Origin of the sequence: Paenibacillus rhizovicinus (assembly GCF_010365285.1) — a bacterium.
In the GTDB taxonomy this organism is placed as follows: domain Bacteria; phylum Bacillota; class Bacilli; order Paenibacillales; family Paenibacillaceae; genus Paenibacillus_Z; species Paenibacillus_Z rhizovicinus.
This window is the reverse complement of record NZ_CP048286.1, coordinates 6,844,065-6,864,784: the sequence shown is the minus strand read 5'-3', so window position 1 is coordinate 6,864,784 and position 20,720 is coordinate 6,844,065. Positions and strand designations below refer to the sequence as shown.

Annotated in this window: 17 protein-coding genes and 1 pseudogene; 5 read left to right on the top strand and 13 right to left on the bottom strand. The window is 53.1% G+C overall.

Going from position 1 to position 20,720, the window contains the following annotated elements:
- Window positions 1–43: 43 nt before the first annotated feature.
- From GZH47_RS30615 to GZH47_RS30595, 5 genes are all read right to left on the bottom strand, one after another.
- Entirely contained in the window at window positions 44–1,849 is a 1,806-nt protein-coding gene (locus GZH47_RS30615) for a type 2 periplasmic-binding domain-containing protein (RefSeq protein WP_162644873.1), read from the bottom strand.
- 226 nt (window positions 1,850–2,075) lie between these two features.
- Window positions 2,076–3,461: a response regulator transcription factor gene (locus GZH47_RS30610; RefSeq protein WP_162644872.1), complete on the bottom strand. Its 1,386-nt coding sequence runs from the start codon at window positions 3,459–3,461 to the stop codon at window positions 2,076–2,078.
- The gene (locus GZH47_RS30605; RefSeq protein ID WP_162644871.1) at window positions 3,458–5,212 is read right to left on the bottom strand and encodes a sensor histidine kinase; all 1,755 of its coding nucleotides are present in this window, start codon (window positions 5,210–5,212) and stop codon (window positions 3,458–3,460) included. The genes GZH47_RS30610 and GZH47_RS30605 overlap by 4 nt, the downstream gene beginning before the upstream one ends.
- 133 nt (window positions 5,213–5,345) lie before the next feature.
- The gene (locus GZH47_RS30600; RefSeq protein WP_162644870.1) at window positions 5,346–5,576 is read right to left on the bottom strand and encodes a cysteine-rich CWC family protein; all 231 of its coding nucleotides are present in this window, start codon (window positions 5,574–5,576) and stop codon (window positions 5,346–5,348) included.
- A 33-nt stretch (window positions 5,577–5,609) separates the two neighbouring features.
- A complete protein-coding gene (locus GZH47_RS30595; protein WP_162644869.1) occupies window positions 5,610–6,536 on the bottom strand; it encodes an alpha/beta fold hydrolase in 927 nt (308 codons plus the stop codon).
- Between the two features lie 258 nt (window positions 6,537–6,794).
- Between GZH47_RS30595 and GZH47_RS30590 the strand changes: the two genes are divergently transcribed.
- Window positions 6,795–7,196: a LysM peptidoglycan-binding domain-containing protein gene (locus tag GZH47_RS30590; protein WP_162644868.1), complete on the top strand. Its 402-nt coding sequence runs from the start codon at window positions 6,795–6,797 to the stop codon at window positions 7,194–7,196.
- 284 nt (window positions 7,197–7,480) lie between these two features.
- Here the strand turns inward: GZH47_RS30590 and GZH47_RS30585 are convergent, their stop codons facing one another.
- A complete protein-coding gene (locus tag GZH47_RS30585; RefSeq protein WP_162644867.1) occupies window positions 7,481–8,275 on the bottom strand; it encodes a Shedu anti-phage system protein SduA domain-containing protein in 795 nt (264 codons plus the stop codon).
- 342 nt (window positions 8,276–8,617) lie between these two features.
- Here GZH47_RS30585 and GZH47_RS30580 point away from each other — a divergent pair, with 342 nt between their 5' ends.
- Both GZH47_RS30580 and GZH47_RS30575 read left to right on the top strand, forming a co-directional pair.
- Window positions 8,618–8,959, top strand: coding sequence for a DUF1904 family protein (locus GZH47_RS30580; protein ID WP_162644866.1), 342 nt, complete (start codon window positions 8,618–8,620; stop codon window positions 8,957–8,959).
- Between the two features lie 168 nt (window positions 8,960–9,127).
- Window positions 9,128–10,488, top strand: a protein-coding gene (locus tag GZH47_RS30575) for an IS1182 family transposase (protein WP_162644865.1) whose coding sequence is annotated in 2 segments (ribosomal slippage) — window positions 9,128–9,695 and window positions 9,695–10,488 — 1,362 coding nt in all. Because the reading frame shifts where the segments join, the coding sequence is not laid out codon by codon here.
- Window positions 10,489–10,624: 136 nt separating this feature from the next.
- Here the strand turns inward: GZH47_RS30575 and GZH47_RS30570 are convergent.
- On the bottom strand, window positions 10,625–11,122 hold the full coding sequence (locus GZH47_RS30570) for a hypothetical protein (RefSeq protein ID WP_162644864.1): 498 nt from the start codon (window positions 11,120–11,122) through the stop codon (window positions 10,625–10,627).
- A 166-nt stretch (window positions 11,123–11,288) separates the two neighbouring features.
- Here GZH47_RS30570 and GZH47_RS30565 point away from each other — a divergent pair, with 166 nt between their 5' ends.
- On the top strand, window positions 11,289–11,807 hold the full coding sequence (locus GZH47_RS30565; RefSeq protein ID WP_162644863.1) for a tetratricopeptide repeat protein: 519 nt from the start codon (window positions 11,289–11,291) through the stop codon (window positions 11,805–11,807).
- Here the strand turns inward: GZH47_RS30565 and GZH47_RS30560 are convergent, their stop codons facing one another.
- Window positions 11,808–12,302 (bottom strand): GNAT family N-acetyltransferase, encoded by a 495-nt coding sequence (locus GZH47_RS30560; RefSeq protein WP_162644862.1) that lies wholly within the window; start codon window positions 12,300–12,302, stop codon window positions 11,808–11,810.
- Window positions 12,303–12,549: 247 nt separating this feature from the next.
- Between GZH47_RS30560 and GZH47_RS30555 the strand changes: the two are divergent.
- A pseudogene (locus tag GZH47_RS30555) lies at window positions 12,550–12,801 on the top strand (YmaF family protein); the annotation flags it as partial.
- Window positions 12,802–12,907: 106 nt separating this feature from the next.
- Here the strand turns inward: GZH47_RS30555 and GZH47_RS30550 are convergent.
- From GZH47_RS30550 to GZH47_RS30530, 5 genes are all read right to left on the bottom strand, one after another.
- Window positions 12,908–14,182: an alpha-L-fucosidase gene (locus GZH47_RS30550; protein ID WP_162644860.1), complete on the bottom strand. Its 1,275-nt coding sequence runs from the start codon at window positions 14,180–14,182 to the stop codon at window positions 12,908–12,910.
- 8 nt (window positions 14,183–14,190) lie between these two features.
- Window positions 14,191–16,446, bottom strand: coding sequence for a beta-galactosidase (locus GZH47_RS30545; protein ID WP_162644859.1), 2,256 nt, complete (start codon window positions 16,444–16,446; stop codon window positions 14,191–14,193).
- Window positions 16,447–16,679: 233 nt separating this feature from the next.
- Window positions 16,680–18,485: an extracellular solute-binding protein gene (locus tag GZH47_RS30540; protein ID WP_162644858.1), complete on the bottom strand. Its 1,806-nt coding sequence runs from the start codon at window positions 18,483–18,485 to the stop codon at window positions 16,680–16,682.
- Between the two features lie 81 nt (window positions 18,486–18,566).
- A complete protein-coding gene (locus GZH47_RS30535) occupies window positions 18,567–19,445 on the bottom strand; it encodes a carbohydrate ABC transporter permease (RefSeq protein WP_225446289.1) in 879 nt (292 codons plus the stop codon).
- A gap of 29 nt (window positions 19,446–19,474) precedes the next feature.
- Window positions 19,475–20,413 carry an ABC transporter permease gene (locus GZH47_RS30530; protein ID WP_225446288.1) on the bottom strand — a complete coding sequence of 313 codons (939 nt, stop codon included), beginning with the start codon at window positions 20,411–20,413 and terminating at the stop codon, window positions 19,475–19,477.
- Window positions 20,414–20,720: the final 307 nt, after the last annotated feature.

The following is a 20,720-nucleotide window of genomic DNA, read 5'->3' as shown; positions in this document are numbered from 1 at the left end:
GCGCCAAGACTCGCTTGGCGCCATCCGGTTCGAACGTCTTCAATCAGTTGCCGCTTTCCTTCGCGGCTGCTTCGTTGACTTCCTTCGTAATCGTATCCCCGCCCTGCGCCTTCCATTCCTTGACGAACGTATCGAAGTAGTCGACCGGTTCTTTGTTCATGATGATCTTGGTGAACACCGTCAATTGTTTATCGATCAGCGATCCCATCTTGGCATCATAAGTCGGCGTCGTGCCGCTGAAGCCGTTCCACTGAATGTCCAGATCGGAGTGCGCGATGGCGGACAGCGCCGACATCCAGTTGATGTAATCCTTGTATTTGCCGGCGTCCTTGCGCGGGTTGTCGTGATTCGGCTGCAGCGAGTTTACGAAAATTTGCTTCTCTCCGACGTCAAGATCGTCGACGTTCGCTTTGCCTGCGAAAATATCCTCGAACTTCTTCACGCTGCGAAGCGTCGTATCGAGGTAGCCGATGCCAAAATTCGGAATGATCGTCGGCGCATCCACCTTGTCGGTTCCGAACTTGGTGTTGAGCTCGTTGCGCCGATCGATCGTTTCCTGGAATTTCGAATGGCTGATGCTCGTCGCGAGGTTCAGGATTTTCACGGCTGCTTCCGGACTCTTGAAGCCCTTCTTCACGACCAGGAATTGGTCGGTCGGGAAGTTCATGATGGCATGGATTTTATTGTCCGTCGACAGCGTGTACGCCTTCCAGTCGGCCTTCGGATCATTGTCGATGTTGAAGGTGAGCGGATAGCTGCCGTTCCACCAGGATCCGATTTGCATGCCGGCTTTGCCGGACGTGATGAATTCCGCTTCCTTGTTGCCGTCGCTGAGCGCGAATTCGGAATCGATCAGGCCTTCCTTGTACATGCCGGCAAGCACCTCGAGCGGCTTCTTGTTCGACTCCTGAATGCCGCCCCATACGAGCTGGCCGCTGCTGTCCTTGACCCAGCTTTTCGGATAGGCGCTGAACGCGTTGAAGATCGAGACGGCGTCCGTAAAGCCCGAGTCCATGAATTGATTCTGCATCGCAAGGCCGATCGTGTCCGGCTTGCCGTCGCCGTCGGGATCCTTCTCCTTGAACGCCCTCGCCACCGTGACCAAATCGTCGATCGTGCGGGGCGCCTGCAAGCTCAGCTTATCCAGCCAGTCCTGGCGGACCCATAAAATTTGAACGTTGGCATAGGTGTCCCCTTGGGAAGGCAGGCCGTACATTTTGCCATCGAACGTAGCATAGTCCAGCGCCTTGTTGTCGAACGACTTATAGTAATCCTTCACTTCGTCGGAAGCGTACTGGCTGTAGACATCGGATAGATCTTCCACCATGCCCGCGTCGACCAGCTTCTTCAGCATGCTCCGCGCAGATTGTTTATTGTCCGTCGACTTCAGCAGGAAAATATCAGGCAGGTCGTTGCTCGCAAACATCAGATTGTATTTCTGATTGTATTGGTCGCCGGACGGCGCGCTCCATTTGACGACCGGCTTGATGTTCAGCTTGTCGAGCCAGAAATCCGTATTCCAGTTCGACTCGTACGAGCTGTCCGGGATAAAGCTTTTCTCCGATTCCGGATTGCGGTCGTAGATGACGCTGATTTCGAGCGGTTCCGCGTATTTGCCGAACGGATCCGGTTTCTCGGCCGGCTTGTTCGCCGCATTGCCGGTCGTTGCCGTGTCGTTCCCGGCCGTTGCCTTGTCGTTGCCGTTCGTGGCCGCGGCGGCGTTGGCCGGTTTCTCCGCATTGCCGGACTTGGCTTCATTCCCGCCCGCATTGTTGTTCGAGTTGGAACAGGCGGCTAGAATGAGCAGCGACGCGGCTGCGGCGGCAAGTCCCACGCGAGACTTCTTCATATATACCCCTTCTCTCCCTATTGTTCGACGACACTCTGCTTTACGTTCGAGCCTCCGAGAGCCTATCGTTCCGCAAGCAGTGAGCGGATGCCCGATTCGATCGTCTACCAAAGTGTACTATGAATGCGTTCTCATTCATCAGCGAAGAATGTAGGCGGATACGGCGAAAACCGTTGCGAGTCGAAGCAGGCATCGGATGATTTTCGCAGCTATTCGCAACAGGATTCTACGGCCGCGCGTCAACGCTGCCGTGCAGGCTGCGGATTCGGTATTCGGACGGCAGCATGCCGGTATGTTCCCGGAACACCCGGCTGAAATACCGTTCGTCCTTGAAACCCGCCTGTTCCGCGATCCAATAAATCGGATGCTCTCTCACGGCAAGCAGCCGCTGCGCGGTGCTGATGCTGAGCGCCTTCACGTAGTCGTTGAAGGACATCATGAAGATGCTCTTGAAGATCTGGCTGAAATAACTTCGACTAAGCCCCACCATCCGGGCGACTTCGCCCTGGGACAATCCTTCTTTCAAATGCCGTCGGATGACCTCCAGCGATTTCAATGCGCTCGCATAGACATCCCTTGAATAATGGAGCGATTCATACCGCCGGAGCAGACAGTCACGGGACTGGCGCAGCTCCTCCGTCCACCGGTCCCATATGAAATCCGGACTGGTCACGAGCTGCTCCGGCATGCCGGCATCCCTCAACCCGTCACTCAGACGCCAGCCCAGCAAGGACGCTTCCGTCATGGCAGCCAGCTCTCCGACCGGCGGTTCGCATCGCTGCACGAACACCAGCCATTCCTCGAAGAGCTCGCTCTCGAAGATCCAGCCGCAGCTAAACCAGCATTTGGCGAGCTCGGCCACGGCGGCTGCCGGCTGCCGCTTGGCGAATTGCTGACGCTTCAATTCCGCCACCGAGACGATCGTCGAGGCGGTTGCCCGGGACCATCGATACGGAAACGAATACCGGCGATAGCTGCTCAGCAGCTCGGCGATGATCCGGCTGTCTTCATTCCAATGCTCCGTTATTTGCACGGCAGCCCATCCGGCGGCATCCGCTTCTTCGGCCAGGCTGACAGCCGCCTCGCCAGGATCAGGAACGAACCAGCTGTCCCCTTCGATCCGATTCAGGCTTAAGCCGTGCGCCGATCGCAGCCGTTCCGGAAACTGCCGGATCTCGCCTCCGATCGGTACTAGCAGCAAGCCTGGCGACAGCGATTTCGGCTGCTGCTGCCGCTGCGACATGCGCTCGCTGATGCGTGCCAAGGCGCTCTCTAGTTCCGCCGCATCCAGCCGGGTCTTCACGATATAATCAAGCGCTCCCAGGCGCAGCGCCTCCTGCACGAAGTCAAAGTCGCGGTGACACGTCAAAACGACGGTCGCCAGCGAGGGATAGAGCGTATTGACTTCTTTCAGCAGCTCCAGCCCCGATTTGAACGGCATCGTCAGATCGGTAATGAGCATATCCGCCTCGTTGTCGCGCAGGAAAGCAAGCGCCGCATCCCCGTTATCCGCCTCGCCGATGATCGTGATGCCGAATTTCTCCCAAGGAAGCGAATGGACGAAGCCTTGCCGTACGAAAAACTCATCTTCCACGAAAAGCGTTCTGATCATTCGAGTTCTCCTCCTATTTCGAGCGGCAGCCGAATGGTCATGGTCGTTCCGATGCCCAACTCGCTGACGACCTCCAGACGATACGGCTCCCCGTAATGGGTATGGATCATGTTCTGCACGTATGACAAGCCTATGCCGAGCCCGACCTTCTTCTCCACCCCGTCCGGCTGCTCGAACAGCTGTTTGACTTTCTCGGGCGGCATCCCTTCGCCATTGTCCCGGATATGAATGATCAAGTAGCGGTTAGCTTCGCGTTTGATCGATACCAGAACGAAGCCGTCTTTGTTGCGGAACCCGTGATAGAGCGAATTCTCCACGAGCGGCTGAAGCAGAAAACGCAGGAACGGCAGCTCCAGCACGTCGTCGTCGACATCGTAATCCACGCGGAACGAATACTGGTATCGCATTTGCTGCAAACGCACGTAATCGCCGAGCGCCTTCAGCTCCTGCCGGACGGTAACGATCTTGCCTTCTTTGCCCAGATTGTAATCCAGCACTTCGATAAAGTCGGACACGAGATCGAATATATCGCGCTGTCCGTTCATCTTGGCCAGCCATTGCACCGTGTTCAGCGTATTGTGAATGAAGTGCGGATTGATTTGGTACATCAGCTTCTCGACTTCCAGCTTCCGTTTGTTGCGTTCCCGCTCCCCGATTTCGCTCAGCAGCAGCATGATCTCGCCCTTCATATAGCCGAACGTGCCCAGCAAGTCGTCGAATTCCAGCACCCCCGTATACTTGACCGGCTCGTTGAAGCGCGTTGCCGCCGCATGCTGCAAATACCGGTTCAACCGGATGAGCGGGCGATAGATCGTCCGCCAAATCAGCCACGCCAAGCCTAGGCTCGCGACGATCGACAAGCAGCCGACCATCACGAATCGGACGATCCATTCATGCTGCTCACGGAAAAACTCTTTCTTCTTCACCGCCGTAATCAGCGTCCAGCCGTGCTGGCCTTGGGAGGTAAACAATACATAATCGCCTTGCTCGAAATACGTGCGTCCCCGGAGCTTGTCCGGCTTGAACGCGGCTTGCAGCGGAAACGCTTTCTCGTCTTCGCTGTAAATCGTCGAACCGTCCGTATTAAGCAAAATATGCTTGATCGGCAATCCGTAAGGCAGGCTGCTGAGCCTGTCCTGAAACACTTTGAAGTTGGTCTCGATATAGACCGCGATTGGCGGGTCGCCGGCGCCCCCGCTGACCGTACGGAGAACGGAGAGCACGCGGTTGTCGCTGTACGGATACAGCGTACGGTGCGGACCGAGGAATTCAAGTCCCGCGTATGGCGTGGAGATGTGGGGGAATTGCTGAATGTGGAGGTTAGGGCTGACGTTCATATTGGAGAATAGATAGGTGTCGCTGCCAGGAAGGTAGTACGTCATCAGTCCGAGATCGGGATTCGTATAATTGACGATCGTCGTGAATTTATAGACGTCCTTCTCGATCGCGCCGCGTTCCAGCGGGTCGGACTGGCTGATAAAAGCGTTGTAGTGGTTGCGAATATCCCCGAAGAGCGTGAGCTGCTGCGAGGCGTAGTCTAGATTGTTGAGCGTGTTATCGAGGCTCATCTTCTCTTGCTCCAACGTGCTCTGCACGCCTTTCTCCAGCTTGTTGGCGAGCAAATGATAGATGGTGTAGTAGGAGATGCCCCCGATTAAGGATACGGGGATGAACGACGCAAGCAGCAAAACGATGATGAGCCTTGTTTTGAGCGAGTGCGGCAGCAGTACGCCATTTGGGACGCGGACCATGAAAGCTCCCCCTTCGGTGTAGGAAGAATCGATCGTGTCTGTTGTGTAAGCGCTTGTAAAAATGAATGTTTCTTCATGATAAGCGATTATGGCCGGTTGGACAATCGTCCTTTATCCTTAAACTGGTTCGTCTTCAGTTATTATCCATCGGATTCGGCAATGAAGCCGTCTTCTTCATGGCATCTGCCTTGAACTGCTTTAGGCAAGCGTTGCAAATGCAGGCTTTATCGCGAAACTCGGCAGGCACGAGCTCCAGCAAGCCGCTAGGGAAGATTTCCTTGCCGCACCAGCATTCATGACTCGCTTCGCAGGCATTGCCTTTGCCGCAAATCGGGCATCTCTTCTGATCAATACCATGATTCATCCTTCGATTCCCCTTCTGATTACAATCTAGCGTCTATCGTTTCTCCGTCCGCTTCATCATGCGGAGTATAGCACGCATGCGAATAATCGACAACGTTCGTTGTCGTATCATCGTATAGGCAGAAGCGCTGCCTCTTCCGCCCTTCCGGCAGAATGACAGCCCCATAGGCCGGGCAGCAAATAAAATCATGCCTGCCAGGAGCAGCGACGGCTGATCCACAAGCAGCATGAGCGGCAGCAAGCTCTCGAACATTACTCCTTCCTCCTCCAGCTTTCGTGCATGAACACTGGCGTCTGTTCGTTCGTTTTGCATTTCCCCGCTCTGCTCCATTATCATGCTATAGTCGCTCGGTTCGATGCCATGGAAGTATAACTCGTCTTTGCGGGGACCCAGCAGTCTCCACAGTTTCCCGACCGATTGCCACAACTCGCGAGCCGATGCATTTCGATTCAAGAGCTGCCGGCAATGCTCCGCATGCTCGGGTTCATGATCCCTTTCGAATACTTGCAAAGCTCCGTTAATAATCGCATTCATTGACCGTCCTATATCGAATGTCGGGGCTTCATATAGCACGCTTTTCACGGAGCCGCGATGCTGAAGCGCGTATTTCATCGCAACGTACCCTCCGAACGAATGACCCAGCACGGACCATCGTTCAAACCCGAGCCGCGTCCGGATTTCTTCGCAATCCGCAATGATATCTGCAATGCCGAAGGTCTCTTCTTCCCGAAGCCGATCGGATCTGCAGACGCCTCGTTGGTCGATGGCGATTACGTGTAAAGCACCCGACAATGCGATGGCCTGGCGGCAGGTGAAATCGATGCAGCTTGCGCCCGGACCTCCGTGCAAATACAGCAGGACTTCTTCATTCGAACGACCGAATTCCTCGATATAAAGATTCGTGTGCCGCAATGCGATTAATTGTCCCAATGCAGACCCGCCTTCCGAAGACAAGCTCATATTCCGTTTCCTCCTTGTACGCAGTATAATGGTTTTGGGTATATTTGGATTTATATTATCATCGCGCCAAGAACCTGTCATCATCGAAAAACAGGATAAATCCTGCCTTTTTGCTTTCGTGACTTGGAAAATCGGACCTATTCCGCCTCCGGCCGCAAGCGACGGAACGCTTGTCGCCCGAGATCATGTTGTCACCTTTAGGCCCCTGCGTAATACGATGTATAGTCAGATGACTATTACTTAAGCGGAGGTTGACTCATGAATCGAGGATTTTTTCCAGGCGGCGGTTTTGGCGGAGGTTTCGGTCGTCGTCCATTTTTTCGCCCGTTTCCCCATCCGTTCTTCCCGGGCCGTTTCTTGTTTCCGACATTTTTCTTTTCCCCGTTTTTCGTTCCGTTCTTCAGGGAAGATCAAGCCGGTGACATGATTTTCGCGCAGCACCAAGTGAAACCGGGAGACACGATGGCGTCGATTTGCCATACGTATAACTTGCCTCATCCGATTCTGGAAGAAGCGAATCCGCAGATCAAGAACCCGAACCAGCTGATTGCCGGCGAAACGGTGATGATCCCCCGAATCTCCAACATGTACTGCCAGAAAACCTATTCGGAAACGCCTGCGCAACAGGCACAGCAAGCACAGCAAACCGGTCAACAATAACGCTAGCGACTCCAATATGAAAAACGGGACAGAGCATATCAACACGCTCCGTCCCGTTTCGATTTATACTCAACTTATTGCACCACTTGTATGATGAAGATTCTTCCTTCGACTGAGGCTGAGTATGGGTCTGTATAACAAGCCTGATATGTACCTATTATGGGCCGCATTGTTGGTTTCATGAATGAGGAGCTGATAGTGGTGCTTGCTTTGCAAGAACCGCGACATCAAGGAGAATGGTGGGAGCAACGTAATATGGGATGACTTCACCAGATATTATGTTTTTATCTATAAGTACTGTATCCTTCATCTAGATTAGAAACATAATCACACACTCTATCGTAATTTATTATATTTAAATTCGTTGATTCACTAATTATTCTATTTTTTCGATCTCTATCATTTGTCTCCATTTGATTTCTTCTGCTAATCACTAAACAATAGTGAATTCTTGTAATAGGAACATTTATGCCTTTCTCAGTAAATTTATGCTCATTAAAAAATGTTGTTTTATTTGATTCCATCCACTCTTTCCATTGATTAATCTGACCTAAGCCAGAATTAGCAGATGCTGATAATTTATAACCATCAGTTAAAACAAATGTTGATGCCGGTGATTCGTATTCAACAAGGATTAAGCTGTATCCATCAGAGTTTCTTCCACATAAAACATAATCTGCTCGCATGCTACTTCCTAACTTCATTTCTGGAAAGAGATACGTCTCTTTGTGACCAAAATTATACTCTTTAAATATTGAAGCCGGGATAAACCACTTTCTATTTTTCTTAATGTAATCTTGAATATCATGCTCATTTTTCGCAGAATTAATGACCTTCCTTAATGCAATTAATTCTAAATCTACAGTTGTATTATCTCTATGATAATGCCATACAACATTATTGGGAAATTTAGAATTGAAGTTATAAATAAACTTCCTCGTCTCATTATCAAACTTTTCAATTGGATCGGAAGCTTTAGAAAAATCAATTTGTCCCTGACTCCAGAATTCATTATATTCATTAATAGCTGCTGCGTATTTTCCTGTCGGTTTAGTATAATCACCTTCATATAAGTTCATATAATTCCTCCATATATTGAGTTTATCAAATATATTTATTTGCTTTGGTGAACTTGTCCCCTAAGGTTTTATTCACAAACTTCGAAAATGACGATATATGTAGGGAGTTCGCGAAACTTTCGACCTTTCCTGCTTGGTAGTTAGCCTGCCGCGCTTGAACCCCCTACATGTGAGGCATACATAAACGGACAGGCATCCGCGTAATCTGGAGCATGATGAAGCATAGTCGAGATTTTCAACGCATGAGCACCCATTATGATAATACCTGCAAGTTGAATTATGTACAGTTTGTGATTATAATCACAATGTACGATCATTCATTAACGAAACGAAGGGATTCCCGTGCCATTTTTACGCTTCAAAGGTTTTACGGCTTCATTCTTGAAGCAATTCACCCCGTCGCTCGTCGAGGAATTTTCCAATCTCGTCAAGATTCCGCAAGAAATCGTCAAGGTCGAGCTGTTGGACATCCAAATCATTACGAATACGCCAAGGTCGCTTGAAATCCTGATGTTCCAGCGTGCCCAGGAGCTGCACGACGCTATAGCGTCCAAGCTGCATCGGATGCTGGTGGAATTCGGGTACGAGAACGTCCATATTTTCTTCGTCATCCTCTCCCCGGCGCTTTATTATAAAGAAGGCCAGCCGCTGCTGCATGTACAATCGCAATCGCAGCCGGTTTAGCAGACGGGAAGTTTCATCTCCGTTCGCAGCAACGCAGAAAAGCCGCGTAAGCGGCTTTTCAGGCTGTCGAGAAAGTCTCGACAGCCTTCACTTTGCCCAATTAATTTAATACGACACCGCGTTAATATGTTATAATATAAGTAACATTTACGAACGGATGGTGCCGCGGTGCTACGATCGAACAAAGAAAAACAGCAGAATTACGAATTGGTTTCCATAGAAGATTTGGTACCTGCGGATCACATGCTTCGCAAGATCGATAAATACATTGACTTCACCTTTATCGACGAGAAGGTTCGCCATCTCTATTCGCAAGACAATGGGCGTCCAGCTATCGATCCCCTTGTTCTCTTCAAGATGATCTTCTTAGGCTATTTCTACGGCATTCGTTCCGAACGTCAACTGGAACGCGAGGTCCAAACGAACTTGGCTTATCGCTGGTTTCTAGGATTGGGACTCACCGATCGTGTTCCGGACCACACCACGATCAGCTGGAATCGTCGTACGCGTTTCAAAGGTACCTCGGTTTTCCAGGACATCTTCGATGAGATTGTGCTGCAAGCCATCTCGCATCGGATGGTTGGCGGTCGTATGCTCGTTTCCGATTCCACGCATGTAAAAGCCAATGCGAATAAACACAAATACACCAAAGAGCAGGTTCAGCAAAACACGCGTGATTATCTGGACGAGTTAAATTCCGCGGTCGAATCTGACCGAAAAGCGCAAGGAAAAAAGCTCTAAAACCACGAGAGGAGGTGAATGAAGACAAGGAAGTGAAGGTCAGTACAACCGACCCGGACAGCGGTTATATGTTTCGAGAAGGCAAGCCGGAAGGCTTCTTCTATCTGGACCACCGCACCGTCGATGCGAAACACAACCTCATTACCGATGTCTTCGTCACCGCAGGCAATGTGCATGATTCCGTGCCGTATCTCTCACGCTTGGACCGCCAACGTAACCGATTTGGTTTTGCCGTAGAAGCTGTCGCACTTGATTCTGGTTATATGACAACGCCGATTTGCAAGGGACTTGAAGACCGTAACATTTTCGGCGTCATTGCGCACCGAAGATTTCAACCAACACTGGGTCTGATTCCAAAGTGGAAGTTTACCTATGATGCAGAGCGAAACGTTTACGTATGCCCACAGCAGCAAGAGCTGCCCTACCGAACCACGGACCGTGAAGGTTACCGGCACTATGCTTCAAACCCGAAACAGTGCGCATCCTGCCCGATGCTGGAGAAGTGCACACGATCCCGCAACAAGCGAAAGATTGTGACCCGGCATATCTGGGAGGACAGCAAGGAGAAAGTACGTTTGAATCGCCTGAGCAAGTCGGGGAAAAAGTTGTACCGAAAACGAAAAGAAACAATTGAGCGAAGCTTCGCGGATGCTAAACAGCTCCACGGGTTTCGCTATTGCCGTTTGCGGGGGTTACATAACGTGATGGAACAAGCGTTGATGACCGCCGCCGTACAGAACATGAAGAAGATTGCCCTCCAACTAGAGAAGAGGGCTTCGGAGGGGTAATACGCCCTCCGAAGCCCTGAAATTGAAAGAGAGATAAAAAAGAAACCCGCCGTTTTAAAAAAACGTGGGTTTCTCTACACTCTGAAAAGCCGCGTAAGCGGCTTTTTGTCATTTCAAGATCCGTATATGCCTGCCGTTAGCTCTCCATCTTCGACACGATGGTGCGGCACAGTTTGTGAAAGTCGACTGTCGAGAACATATAGAACGCAATGATGACGTCCCATCCCCTGCCCGCCATAAGGTCCGCAGCACGCCGATTGTCGTCCTTCCCCTGGCCTTGCGACCATATGCGAAGCGAGCGAACGCCAGATTCCTTAACCGTCATTACCTGTTCAATATTTTTTAGGGGGATGATTTTATACCCGCCGAATAGGGCTTTGAAGTGCAGACGATTGTCTCGAAGCTCCAAGTAAGGTTTTTGAACCAAGACCGCGAGCCAGAACAAGCCCATGGGCAGCACGACCGCCGCGAATACAAGATCGATCAAGATCTGTCCGTCCAGCAAATGATTGAGCACGATTAAACCCATAACCGCGCTCAACGCAGCTCCGAACGATAGATAGAACGCTTTGTTTAGCTTCGCTTCATGGCGCATCGGCACGGAATATAAATCGCCTTCTTGCAGTATTTCCATCTGAATCTTGCACCTTCCTCTAGATCGATGCTTCCAATTTACCATGGGGTACCCCGCATACCATACAGGTAAGTTCCCCCAAGCATGCGATCGAAAACGCGTAGCGGAAGCCAATTTCGTGTTATGATGGTCATATCGACGACTACCACTATTAGGATGTGAAACCATGCGCAGCAGAGAAGAATTAATCCCGTTAATTAAACGGCGCGAAGAAGGACGAGCCAAGCAGGATCAAGTGCTATTAGGCGAGGTACGCAATGAATTGATCGCATTGCTTGCCGACTACCCGGACGATGCTGAGATCAATTACCAAACCGGTATCGCCCATGACAATTCGGGTCTTGGAAACGATGCGATTCCCTATTATGAACGTGCGCTTGAGCTGGGACTTTCCGGTCCTGATCTTGAAAGATGCCTGATGGGACTAGGGAGTACGTACCGCTACTGGGGAGATTACGAGCGAGCTGTCGAGACGTTACGCAGAGGAAACCGGGCATTTCCCGAGAATCGGGCTATTCAGGTGTTTCTCGCCATGGCGCTGTACAACAGCCGGCATTATAAAGACAGTGTCCAGCTGCTGATCGCAACGTTAATGGAAACGACCGTTGACGAGAAGCTGCACTATTTCAAACGCGGAATCTTGGCTTACAACGAAGATCTCGATGAAACAGCCGGAACCGAATGACTACGAATTTACCCGCTTCTCGTATAAATTCGCTCTCCACACGTCTACATCGACACGTCCGACGAACGTCAGCCCCTGCCTTTCATAAAATCGGTTGAGCGGCGGGTTGTCCGCCATGCAATCCAGCCGCAGCCAGGATTTCCCTTGGCTGCGGATGAAGCCGGCCGCCCAAGCCAGCATTTGCCCGCCGATGTCCAGCCCCTGATGCTTTCGCGATACGACCAGCCGGTGAACGTATCCGGCATCGCGATGGAATCGTTCGCCCCAGAACAATTCCTCCTCGCACTCCACGGAGAAGCAGCCGACCACTCGGCCTCCGAGCTCGGCGACGAATACATCGCGCGTGCGCAGGAATTGTTCGATGTACGCTTCGGTAAACGACGCTTCCTGCCATTGGTTATACCCCTTCGTTTCGCGGATCCATTCCGCAGCTTCCACGTACAAGCTTCGCAGCGCTTCCGCTTCACCCAGTCGCGCCTTTCGAATTTCAACCATCTTGCTGCTCTCCTCCCTAATAAAAAAAGCATTTGATCCCATTGCGATCAAATACTTTGCTCAGGCGAACGGCGTTCATGAACGATGCGCTCCCTCGCAGTGAGCTGCGTTTCGCCAGCTGTGCATGCCGGATATGATTACCAGTAGTTTATCGTTCGGCGCGATGGGCTGTCAATCTCATGATGACAAACAAGCCACGGCATTTGTGATGGCATAACCAATGCCTAACACCATCCCTCACTTTCATCGGCACAACCATCGTTTCGCGGGCGTGACGGGGCAAGCGATCCGTTCCGGAGACAGCCATGTTCATGAAATTGTTTTCAACAGAACCGACTTCTTGGATCATTTCCAAAAGTTGATCAAGATCCGCACGGGTCCGGCCATTCCCGTCGGCAATGGCAAGCATGTTCATTTCGTAAGCAGCCGAACGAGCATCAACGACGGACACAAGCATCAACTCAACTTTGCCACGTTGATCGACGCGCCGCTCGTTTAGCAGCTCATACGCCTTATGAAGGATGCGCGGTAACCATGAACGGTAGGAAGTCAGCGACGCGAAGAAAAGCCGCGAGCCTGCGGCTATTCTTCGCGTTCGCGTTCGTCTAGTCCGAGATCAATTCCAGCTCCACTACCGTATCGATGTCGTCCGGAAGCTCCGCGCTGCTGAAGCTGATAAACGCATCGAGCGGATATTCCCATGCATTCCATGGCGTTTCCACTTTGATTTCGGTGCCGTCCGCGAGCAGTCTGGCCCGTTTGATTTTCCCCTGCAAACCTCGGAAATTGATCGGCCCCATGCCTCGATCGTAGATGTGCGCATAAAGCAGGTTTCCGTTCTGCGTGTAGCGCCCCCACTCCGGCTTCTCCAGCTTCGACGGACCGCAGCCGTATATGCTCCGTGCGTTGTCATCCATCCATCTGCCGACGTCCGCTAGGATGTCGAGCGATTGGGGCGGAATTTGCCCCTTGGCATTCGGACCGACATTGAGCAGCAGATTGCCGCCTTTGCTGACGCATTCCACCAAACCGCGAATGACCGTCTTCGGCGATTTGTAATTCGTATCGCCCGAACAGTAGCCCCAATGATCGTTCAGCGTGATGCATGCTTCCCAAGGCAGCGGCTGCCCCGCCTCGTTCACGATGCCTTCCGCCGGCAGCAGCTGTTCCGGACTCATGAAGTCGCCGGCGAACGCTTCGGGCTGCGCGGATTTCTTGTCGCCGCCGAGCCGGTTGTCGATGACGATATCCGGCTGAATCGCGCGCATCATCGTCACCAATTCCGTCGCTCGCCACTTCTCGCCCGTCATATCGTCGTAGGAGAAATCGAACCACATGACGTCGATTTTGCCGTAACCCGTAAGCAGTTCCTTCACTTGACCGTGCATGTAAGTCAAATAGTTATCGAAGTCGATCGGTTTGTCTATGAACGCATCGTTGTCGCGCATGGGGTGGATTTTGTCGCCGTAATGCGGATAATCCTCGTGATGCCAGTCGATGATCGAGTAATAGAGGCCGATCCGAATGCCCTCTTCGCGGAAGGCGTCGATGTAGGCCCGGATCAAATCTCTGCCGGCAGGCGTGTTCGTTGCCTTGTAATCCGTCAGTTGACTGTCGAACAGACAGAACCCGTCATGATGCTTGGCTGTCATGACCGCGTATTTCATGCCCGCGGCCTTCGCAGCTCTGGCCCACTCTCTTGGATTGTATTTAATGGGGTTAAATTCTCGAAAAAACGGCTCATATTGTTCCGCCGTCAGCTTCTCTAGGCTTCGCACCCATTCGCCTCGCGCAGGGATTGCGTACAGCCCCCAGTGAATAAACATGCCGAAGCGGTCATTCATGAACCATTGCATATGATCCGTATGTTCGTTTGCCATCGTATCGCTCACGCCTCTCTTTCTTCGAATGAACGTATCGGTGCCGCCTCGTCTCGTCCAAAGCGAACGTCGTGCGCCGCGCCGTTGTCATCGATTAACAACGTCTGGACTTCCATCGGCTTCAGACAGCATCGGATTGGCTCGGCATATTGACCGTCGGACAAGCGAAGGCTGACATCCGCTTCCATCGGTGAGGCGAAAAGGTTCATGACGAACAGCATTCGGCTGCTGCCATCGCTCCGCAAGGCGGTCCACAAATTCGGATTGTCGCATCGCACGGCTGGCGCGTCGCCGCCAAGCTCATTCAACAGCTCGCGCAGCATGTCCATATGACCGTATTTCGTAAATTTCCATTGGATGCCGAGCCAGATGACGCAGCCTCCGTTCGGGTACCTCTTCTTCCAGCCGGCGATACCGCCGCTCTTCTTCTCCTCCGCGATGACTGAGGCGCCTTCAGGCAGCTTCGCGCTCACCCACAAGCCTTGATTGACGTACACCTGCGGAATGGAGCCGACGCGTACTTCCCGTTCGCTCGCTGTGAACGGTTCGGCTTCGGCGCCATCCAAGAAGTCCTTCAGGATCGTACAGGGGTTGAAATTCTCGTCCAGCTGCGGAATGACGGGTGCCAGCAGCAGTTTACCGCCTCGTTTAACGGCATTAACCAATCGCTGCTGCACATTAGCCGCCATGCATGCCGATGCCGCGACGAGAATCGGTTTGCCGGCGGCATTCACTGCGTTATCGCTGTACAGATCAAGCAGTTCCGGCGAATACGAAGCGCAGAGCGATGTCATGAGCAGCCCTTTAGACAGAAACGTCCACGCATCCGCATTGCCGAAAGGCCGGTGGCCGGCGGCGTAATAGCTGCTGCGGCTGTGCTCGCGGTCTAAACCGATATAGAAATCGACCGCCCGTTCCGCTTCTACGAGCCAGCTATGCTCCTGAAGCAGAGCGCCGAACCGCTTCTGCGCGTAATAATGCGGGCGGATCGCGTTGTCCGGCGCAATTGCCGCCTGATAATCGTAAACCTCTCCATCGCCTCCAATTCCCTCCGGATTGTAACCGCCCGCGAATACGTAATAATTGAAGCCTTTCATGCCAAAAGCAATATTCGTCCAATAGCAGCAGCTTAAGTCGTCGGCCGTAATCGGCGGCCAGTCCGACGGGCTCCCGCCAGGCAATTCGTAGATGGTCGACGGAAACCCGTAATGTCTCAGCATTTCATGGGACAACAGCGCGTTCACCGCGTATTTGGGGGTCGGATTGTTGGCATTCCAATCGAGATCGAGGTTGTAGTAATGATCCGAACCAAGAATGAAGCCGCTTCCGAGCCGTTCGACCGTCTCGGCATGGTAGCCGTTCGAGCCCGGATTCGCCGAATTATGAATGAAGTCGCCATCGATGCCGGACTCGCGCATCCAGCCGGTCAACAGGACGGCGTACTCGGCAATCGTGCCGAAATAGAAATCCTGGTAATCCTTCACGCGGCGCCTGTCGCCGATGCTCGTCATGGCGGCACTGCTTATCGGGCGCATATCCGCGAGGACGGAAACCGCCGTTCCATAGGCGGCATTAAGCCGCTCCACCGTCCTATATTTGTTTCGCAGAAAAGCAGTGTACCGCCCCTCTTCTCTGCCGAAGCCCATCGTCTCCGGATGGTAGTCCCAGCCGCCGAACCATTCGTGGATGCCCGTCAATTCATTATCGAATTGAACGAAAGCGACCGGCCCGCCTTTGCTTGTCGCGTATGCGGCGATGATCGGACAGACGATATTGAACCAGGCTTTCACTTTAGCCAGAAACACCGGATGCAAATACGATACCGAATCTCGCACCATAATATGGCCATCGATCGTACGGGCAAGAATGTCCGGGTAACCGTCGATCAGCCACGGGGGCAAGCCGCAATATTTCATCTCGGAATATTGATACGGACCAGGCCGGCAGATCACATAGAGGCCAAGCTCCCCGCATAAGGCCAAGAACCGTTCCAAATCGCGTTCCGGCTTGTCGCCGAAGCGAATGTCCCCTTCCGCGGGCTCGTGAAGAATCCACGGAATATACGTCGCCACGCAATTGCCGCCTGCTTCGCGGAACCGTTCCAGCCGTTCCCTCCAGTCCCGCGCCGGCACCCGGAAATAATGAAATTCGCCGGAGATGAGAAACTGCCGCTTCCCATTGATCGTGTAAGATATCCGATCCCAAGCGATCGGTTCCATGCTGCCGAGATGCTGCTCTTCTGCACCTTGCGTACGTCTGTTCATATCGCCTATTCGACTCCTTTGTTATGGGAACGATTCGTTCCGCGTTAGGCTCTCGCATCCCTTGTCTGTCTTGACATCGAATTTCCCGTGAACAAGACGGTCGGCAGCTCGCGTTCCGCCGGCCATTCCAGGCCAACCTTCGAGCCTCCCTTGCTTCGCTCTCCCGTTCTGCCAACGGAACAAGCGCCAATTGTTGGTCTTCCAACGATTCGGCGCCTGCTCGTCAGGTCATGTTATTGGAATTTCGCTTTCGTATCGTTGAACGCCTGCATATACCACGTCCAATATTTATCCGCTCCGGCGTCGTTCAATTTCTTGATCAGCGCTTGCTGGCGTTTCGTATAATCCGCGTCATCCTTGGCGTGAAGCACGATATCCGGAATGCCTTTCGTCATCATATCGTCCAGCTTCGTTTGGATGCGTTTGATATCGTCCGGCGGAGCAGGCATCGCGGCCGTGACGTCCTGCGGCACGACGTCGAGCGTCAATACTTTGCCTTCATCGGCGTATTTCTTGTAGGCGGCTGCCGGGTAAGTGACGCCATAGTGGTCATCGTAATCTTTATTCAACGAATTGACTTTCGTCGCGAACACTTCCGGCGTATCGAACAGATTGACGAGGCTGCCGTCGCTCAGCGTCGAGAAGTCGGTCATTCCCTGCTGATTCGCAAACATGCCGATGCCCGTTTTCTTATAAGCATCTCCGCCTGCCGCTGCAAGCTGCACGATTTCCGGCTTCATCTGCGGTTTGCCGTCGACCATGTCCCAATGGACGCCCTGAACGCCGCTCGCGATCAGACGGGATCCTTGCTCGGATGTCAAGAAGTTGATGAGATCCATGGCGCGCGCGGGATCCTTCGCTTTGGACGAGATCGCCCAAGCGCGGTCCGCCCAGCCCGCAACCGTCGAGCCGCCTACCCATGCAAAGCCCCAGTCGAGCGGAATCGTGACATAGCCGTGATCCGGACCTTCTTTGAGCAAATCGGCGTTGACGGCTTGGTATGGCCAGGTGGCGACGGAGTTAAGCAGCGTGCCTTGCGTCGCTTTCGTCACGATATCGTTGTATTTGGCGGTGAATGCATCGGGATCGAGAATGCCCTTCTTCTTCGATTTGTACAGGAAATCCGCCGTTTGCCAGAAGCCGCTGTTCGCGACGTCCGTGTAATTGTTGGCGACCGTTCCATTGCCGGTGATCATGCCCATATCGGTGAGGCCCCAAGTTCCCCAGTCGTTCCAGATGGCCGTGCCGTAAACTTTCTTGCCGTCTGCCGTCTTCGGATGCTTGGCGACCATGTCCCCAAGCACATTGACCATGTCGTCGACGGAATGGATTTCCGGATAGCCGAGCTCTTTGTAGTAATCCCAGCGTACATTAAAGCCGGTTTGTTGATCGAAGCCCCAGCCCGCCTTGCCCACTTGAACCGGAACGACATAGAGCTTGCCCGTACCGTTGCTCCAGAACTGCTTGCTGTAAGAGAGGCTTTTCGCGAAAGTCGGTTTCTGGATGTCCGGACCGTTCGAGGCGACCAAGTCGTCGAGCGGCATGATGCTTCCGCCATCGATCAACTGCGCCAAATATTTCGTCGGCACTTGGAACACGTCCGGCAAGTCGCCGCCCGCCATCTCCAGCTTGAACTTCTCTTCGTCGTACGTCTGCAGATCCATCGTGACGCCGGTTTGTTTCGTGATTTCGTTGTAGACGTCCGTATTTTCAAAATCCTTCTGCGTCGCATTGACCTCCACTTTAATCGTAATCTGGTCTTTCGCCGGCGCGGCAGGCTCGGCGTTATCCGTCGTTGCCCCGCTGTCGTTCGTCGTCGTGCCGCTGTTGTCCGTCGTCGCCGCGGCACCGTCATTCGTCGTCGTGCCCGCATTGTTCGTCGCTGCCGCATTACCGCCGTTGTTGCCCGAAGCCGGAGCATTGGCGTTCGTGCTCGACGCATTGTTAGACGAATTGTTGCTTCCGCAGCCCGTGAGCGCGACCAGCATGGCCGTCAATACAAGGAGCGTGCTTGCTTTGACCGTCTTGTTCTGATTCATACCATGACCTCCCGATAGTTATCCTTTCTATGATGACAGCCTCCGCGGAAGCCGTTGCATCCTTCCGAAACGATGCCAATGCTAGCCTTTAATGGCGCCAAGCATAATGCCTTTGACAAAATACCGCTGCAGAAACGGATAGACGAGCATGACCGGAAGCGTAACCACCATCGTAATCGTGATGCGAATCGATTCCGGCGAAATCTTCGTCGCAAGGCCGCGGTTCAAGTCCTGCAAATTGCTGCTGTTCACGATTTGCTGGGCATCTGTCAAATAGTTGTACAAGATCAGCTGCAGCGTCTGCAGATTGTCGCTGGAAACGAGGAAATAGTTATCCGTCCAGGTGTTCCACTGGCCGACGGATGCGAACACGGCGATCGTCGCCACGATCGGCATCGATAAGGGGAAGATGACCCGCGTGAAAATGGTCAAATGGCCCGCGCCGTCGATCATCGCGGATTCTTCGAGCGCTTGGGGCAGCTGCTCGATGAAGGTCTTGAGCAGGACGACGTAATACGCGACGACGGCTCCCGGCAGGACGTAGAGAAGAAAATTGTTCTTCAAGCCCAGCTCCTTCATCGTGAGGTACCACGGGATAAGCCCGGCATTGAAATACATCGTAATGACGAGGAACCGATAGATCGTCTTGCGCAAGTACAGCTCGTTCTTCGTCACGGCATAGGCGAACCAAGTACTGCAGGCAATCGTCAGGATCGTCCCGATCACCGTCCTCAGCACCGAGACGATGAAAGAGTGAAGCATGTTATCCAGCCGGAAGATATGCGTGTAATTGACGATCGTCAGTTGTTTGGGCAGGAGGATCAGCCCCTTGAGCGCCTGCTGCGGATCGCTGACCGAATAGATGAAAATGTAATAGAACGGGTAGATGCACACGAGGGTGAACACAATTTGGACGGCGTAGTTCATGATGTCGAACGATGAAGCGGATGAGTTCTTCACGAGTCGTAGCGCTCCCTTCCGTTAGTAGTTTAGAATACCGACTGGCCTCTCACCCGCTTCGAAACGGCATTGATCGAGAACAGCAGCACGATGCTGATGATCGATTTCGCGATACCGACGGCCGTACCGAACGAAACGTCGCCGGTCGCGATTCCCGTGCGGTAGACGAAGTAGTCCAGCGTTTCCAGCTTGTCGGCGACGAGCGAATTGTAGAAGACGAGATTCTGCTCGAAGCTGGTCGAGGACAAAATATTGGCGATGTTGAGCAGCGTCAGTACGAAGAAGGTCGGCAGAATACCGGGCACCGTGATGGCCATGATTCGCTGCAGCCTGCCCGCGCCGTCGACTTTGGCGGCATCGTACAGCTCGGGATCGATGCCGGCGATGGCCGCCAGGTAGATGATGCTGCCGAAGCCGAGTCCCTTCCAGACCGAGATGGCCGTTTGGAACCACCAGGTCGCCGGCTGATTGCCGAGCACGTTCGTCGCGTTCTCGATCCAATGGAGCTTGAACAAGATTTCATTGAGCAGGCCGCCGGAGGAGAAGATCACCGATGCCAGCGAGTACACGATAATCCAGCTGATGAAATTCGGAAGCGTCGTCAGCGTCTGAACGACTTTCTTGAACGCCTTGTTCTTCGACTCGTTCAGCAGAATCGCGAAGATAACGGCAAGCGGCGAAGCGAGGATGGAGAGAAAGCTCATCGCGAGCGTATTGGTCAGCACGCGGATCAGATCATCCTTATCGTCCAGCACCAAGCGGAAGAATTTCATGCCGACGAACGGCGTCTGCGATAACGGGATGCCCGGCTTGTAATCGTAGAAGGCATAGAGCCATCCGAATAACGGAATATAGTTAAACACGAACACCAGGATGACGAACGGAATTACCATCGCGAACAGCGTGACCCTGCTGGCATTCCACCTTTTCTTGCGAACCTTCACGGCCGGATTTGCTTGTGCATGCATCGTCAATCACTCCATCATCCAATCTGGTTTCTTTGCGTTGAGCTCAGTATACGAGATTGAAAATGACGGAAATATGAAGTAATCTACGATTTTTGGACGAAACGGTAAAAAGGTTAACCACGAGCGGCTCCGCCAGCCGCCGGCGCAGGCGTGGGAGTGCGGGGGCGCCAGCGTTCGCGGCGCGAGGGCGGGCGCGGGTTAGCGGGGACGCCAGCCGTTCGCGGCGCGAGCGCGGGTTAGCGGGGACGCCAGCCGTTCGCGGCGCCCCACTTGATGCCGGTAAGGCCGCGGAGCTTCTTGCTGCGCA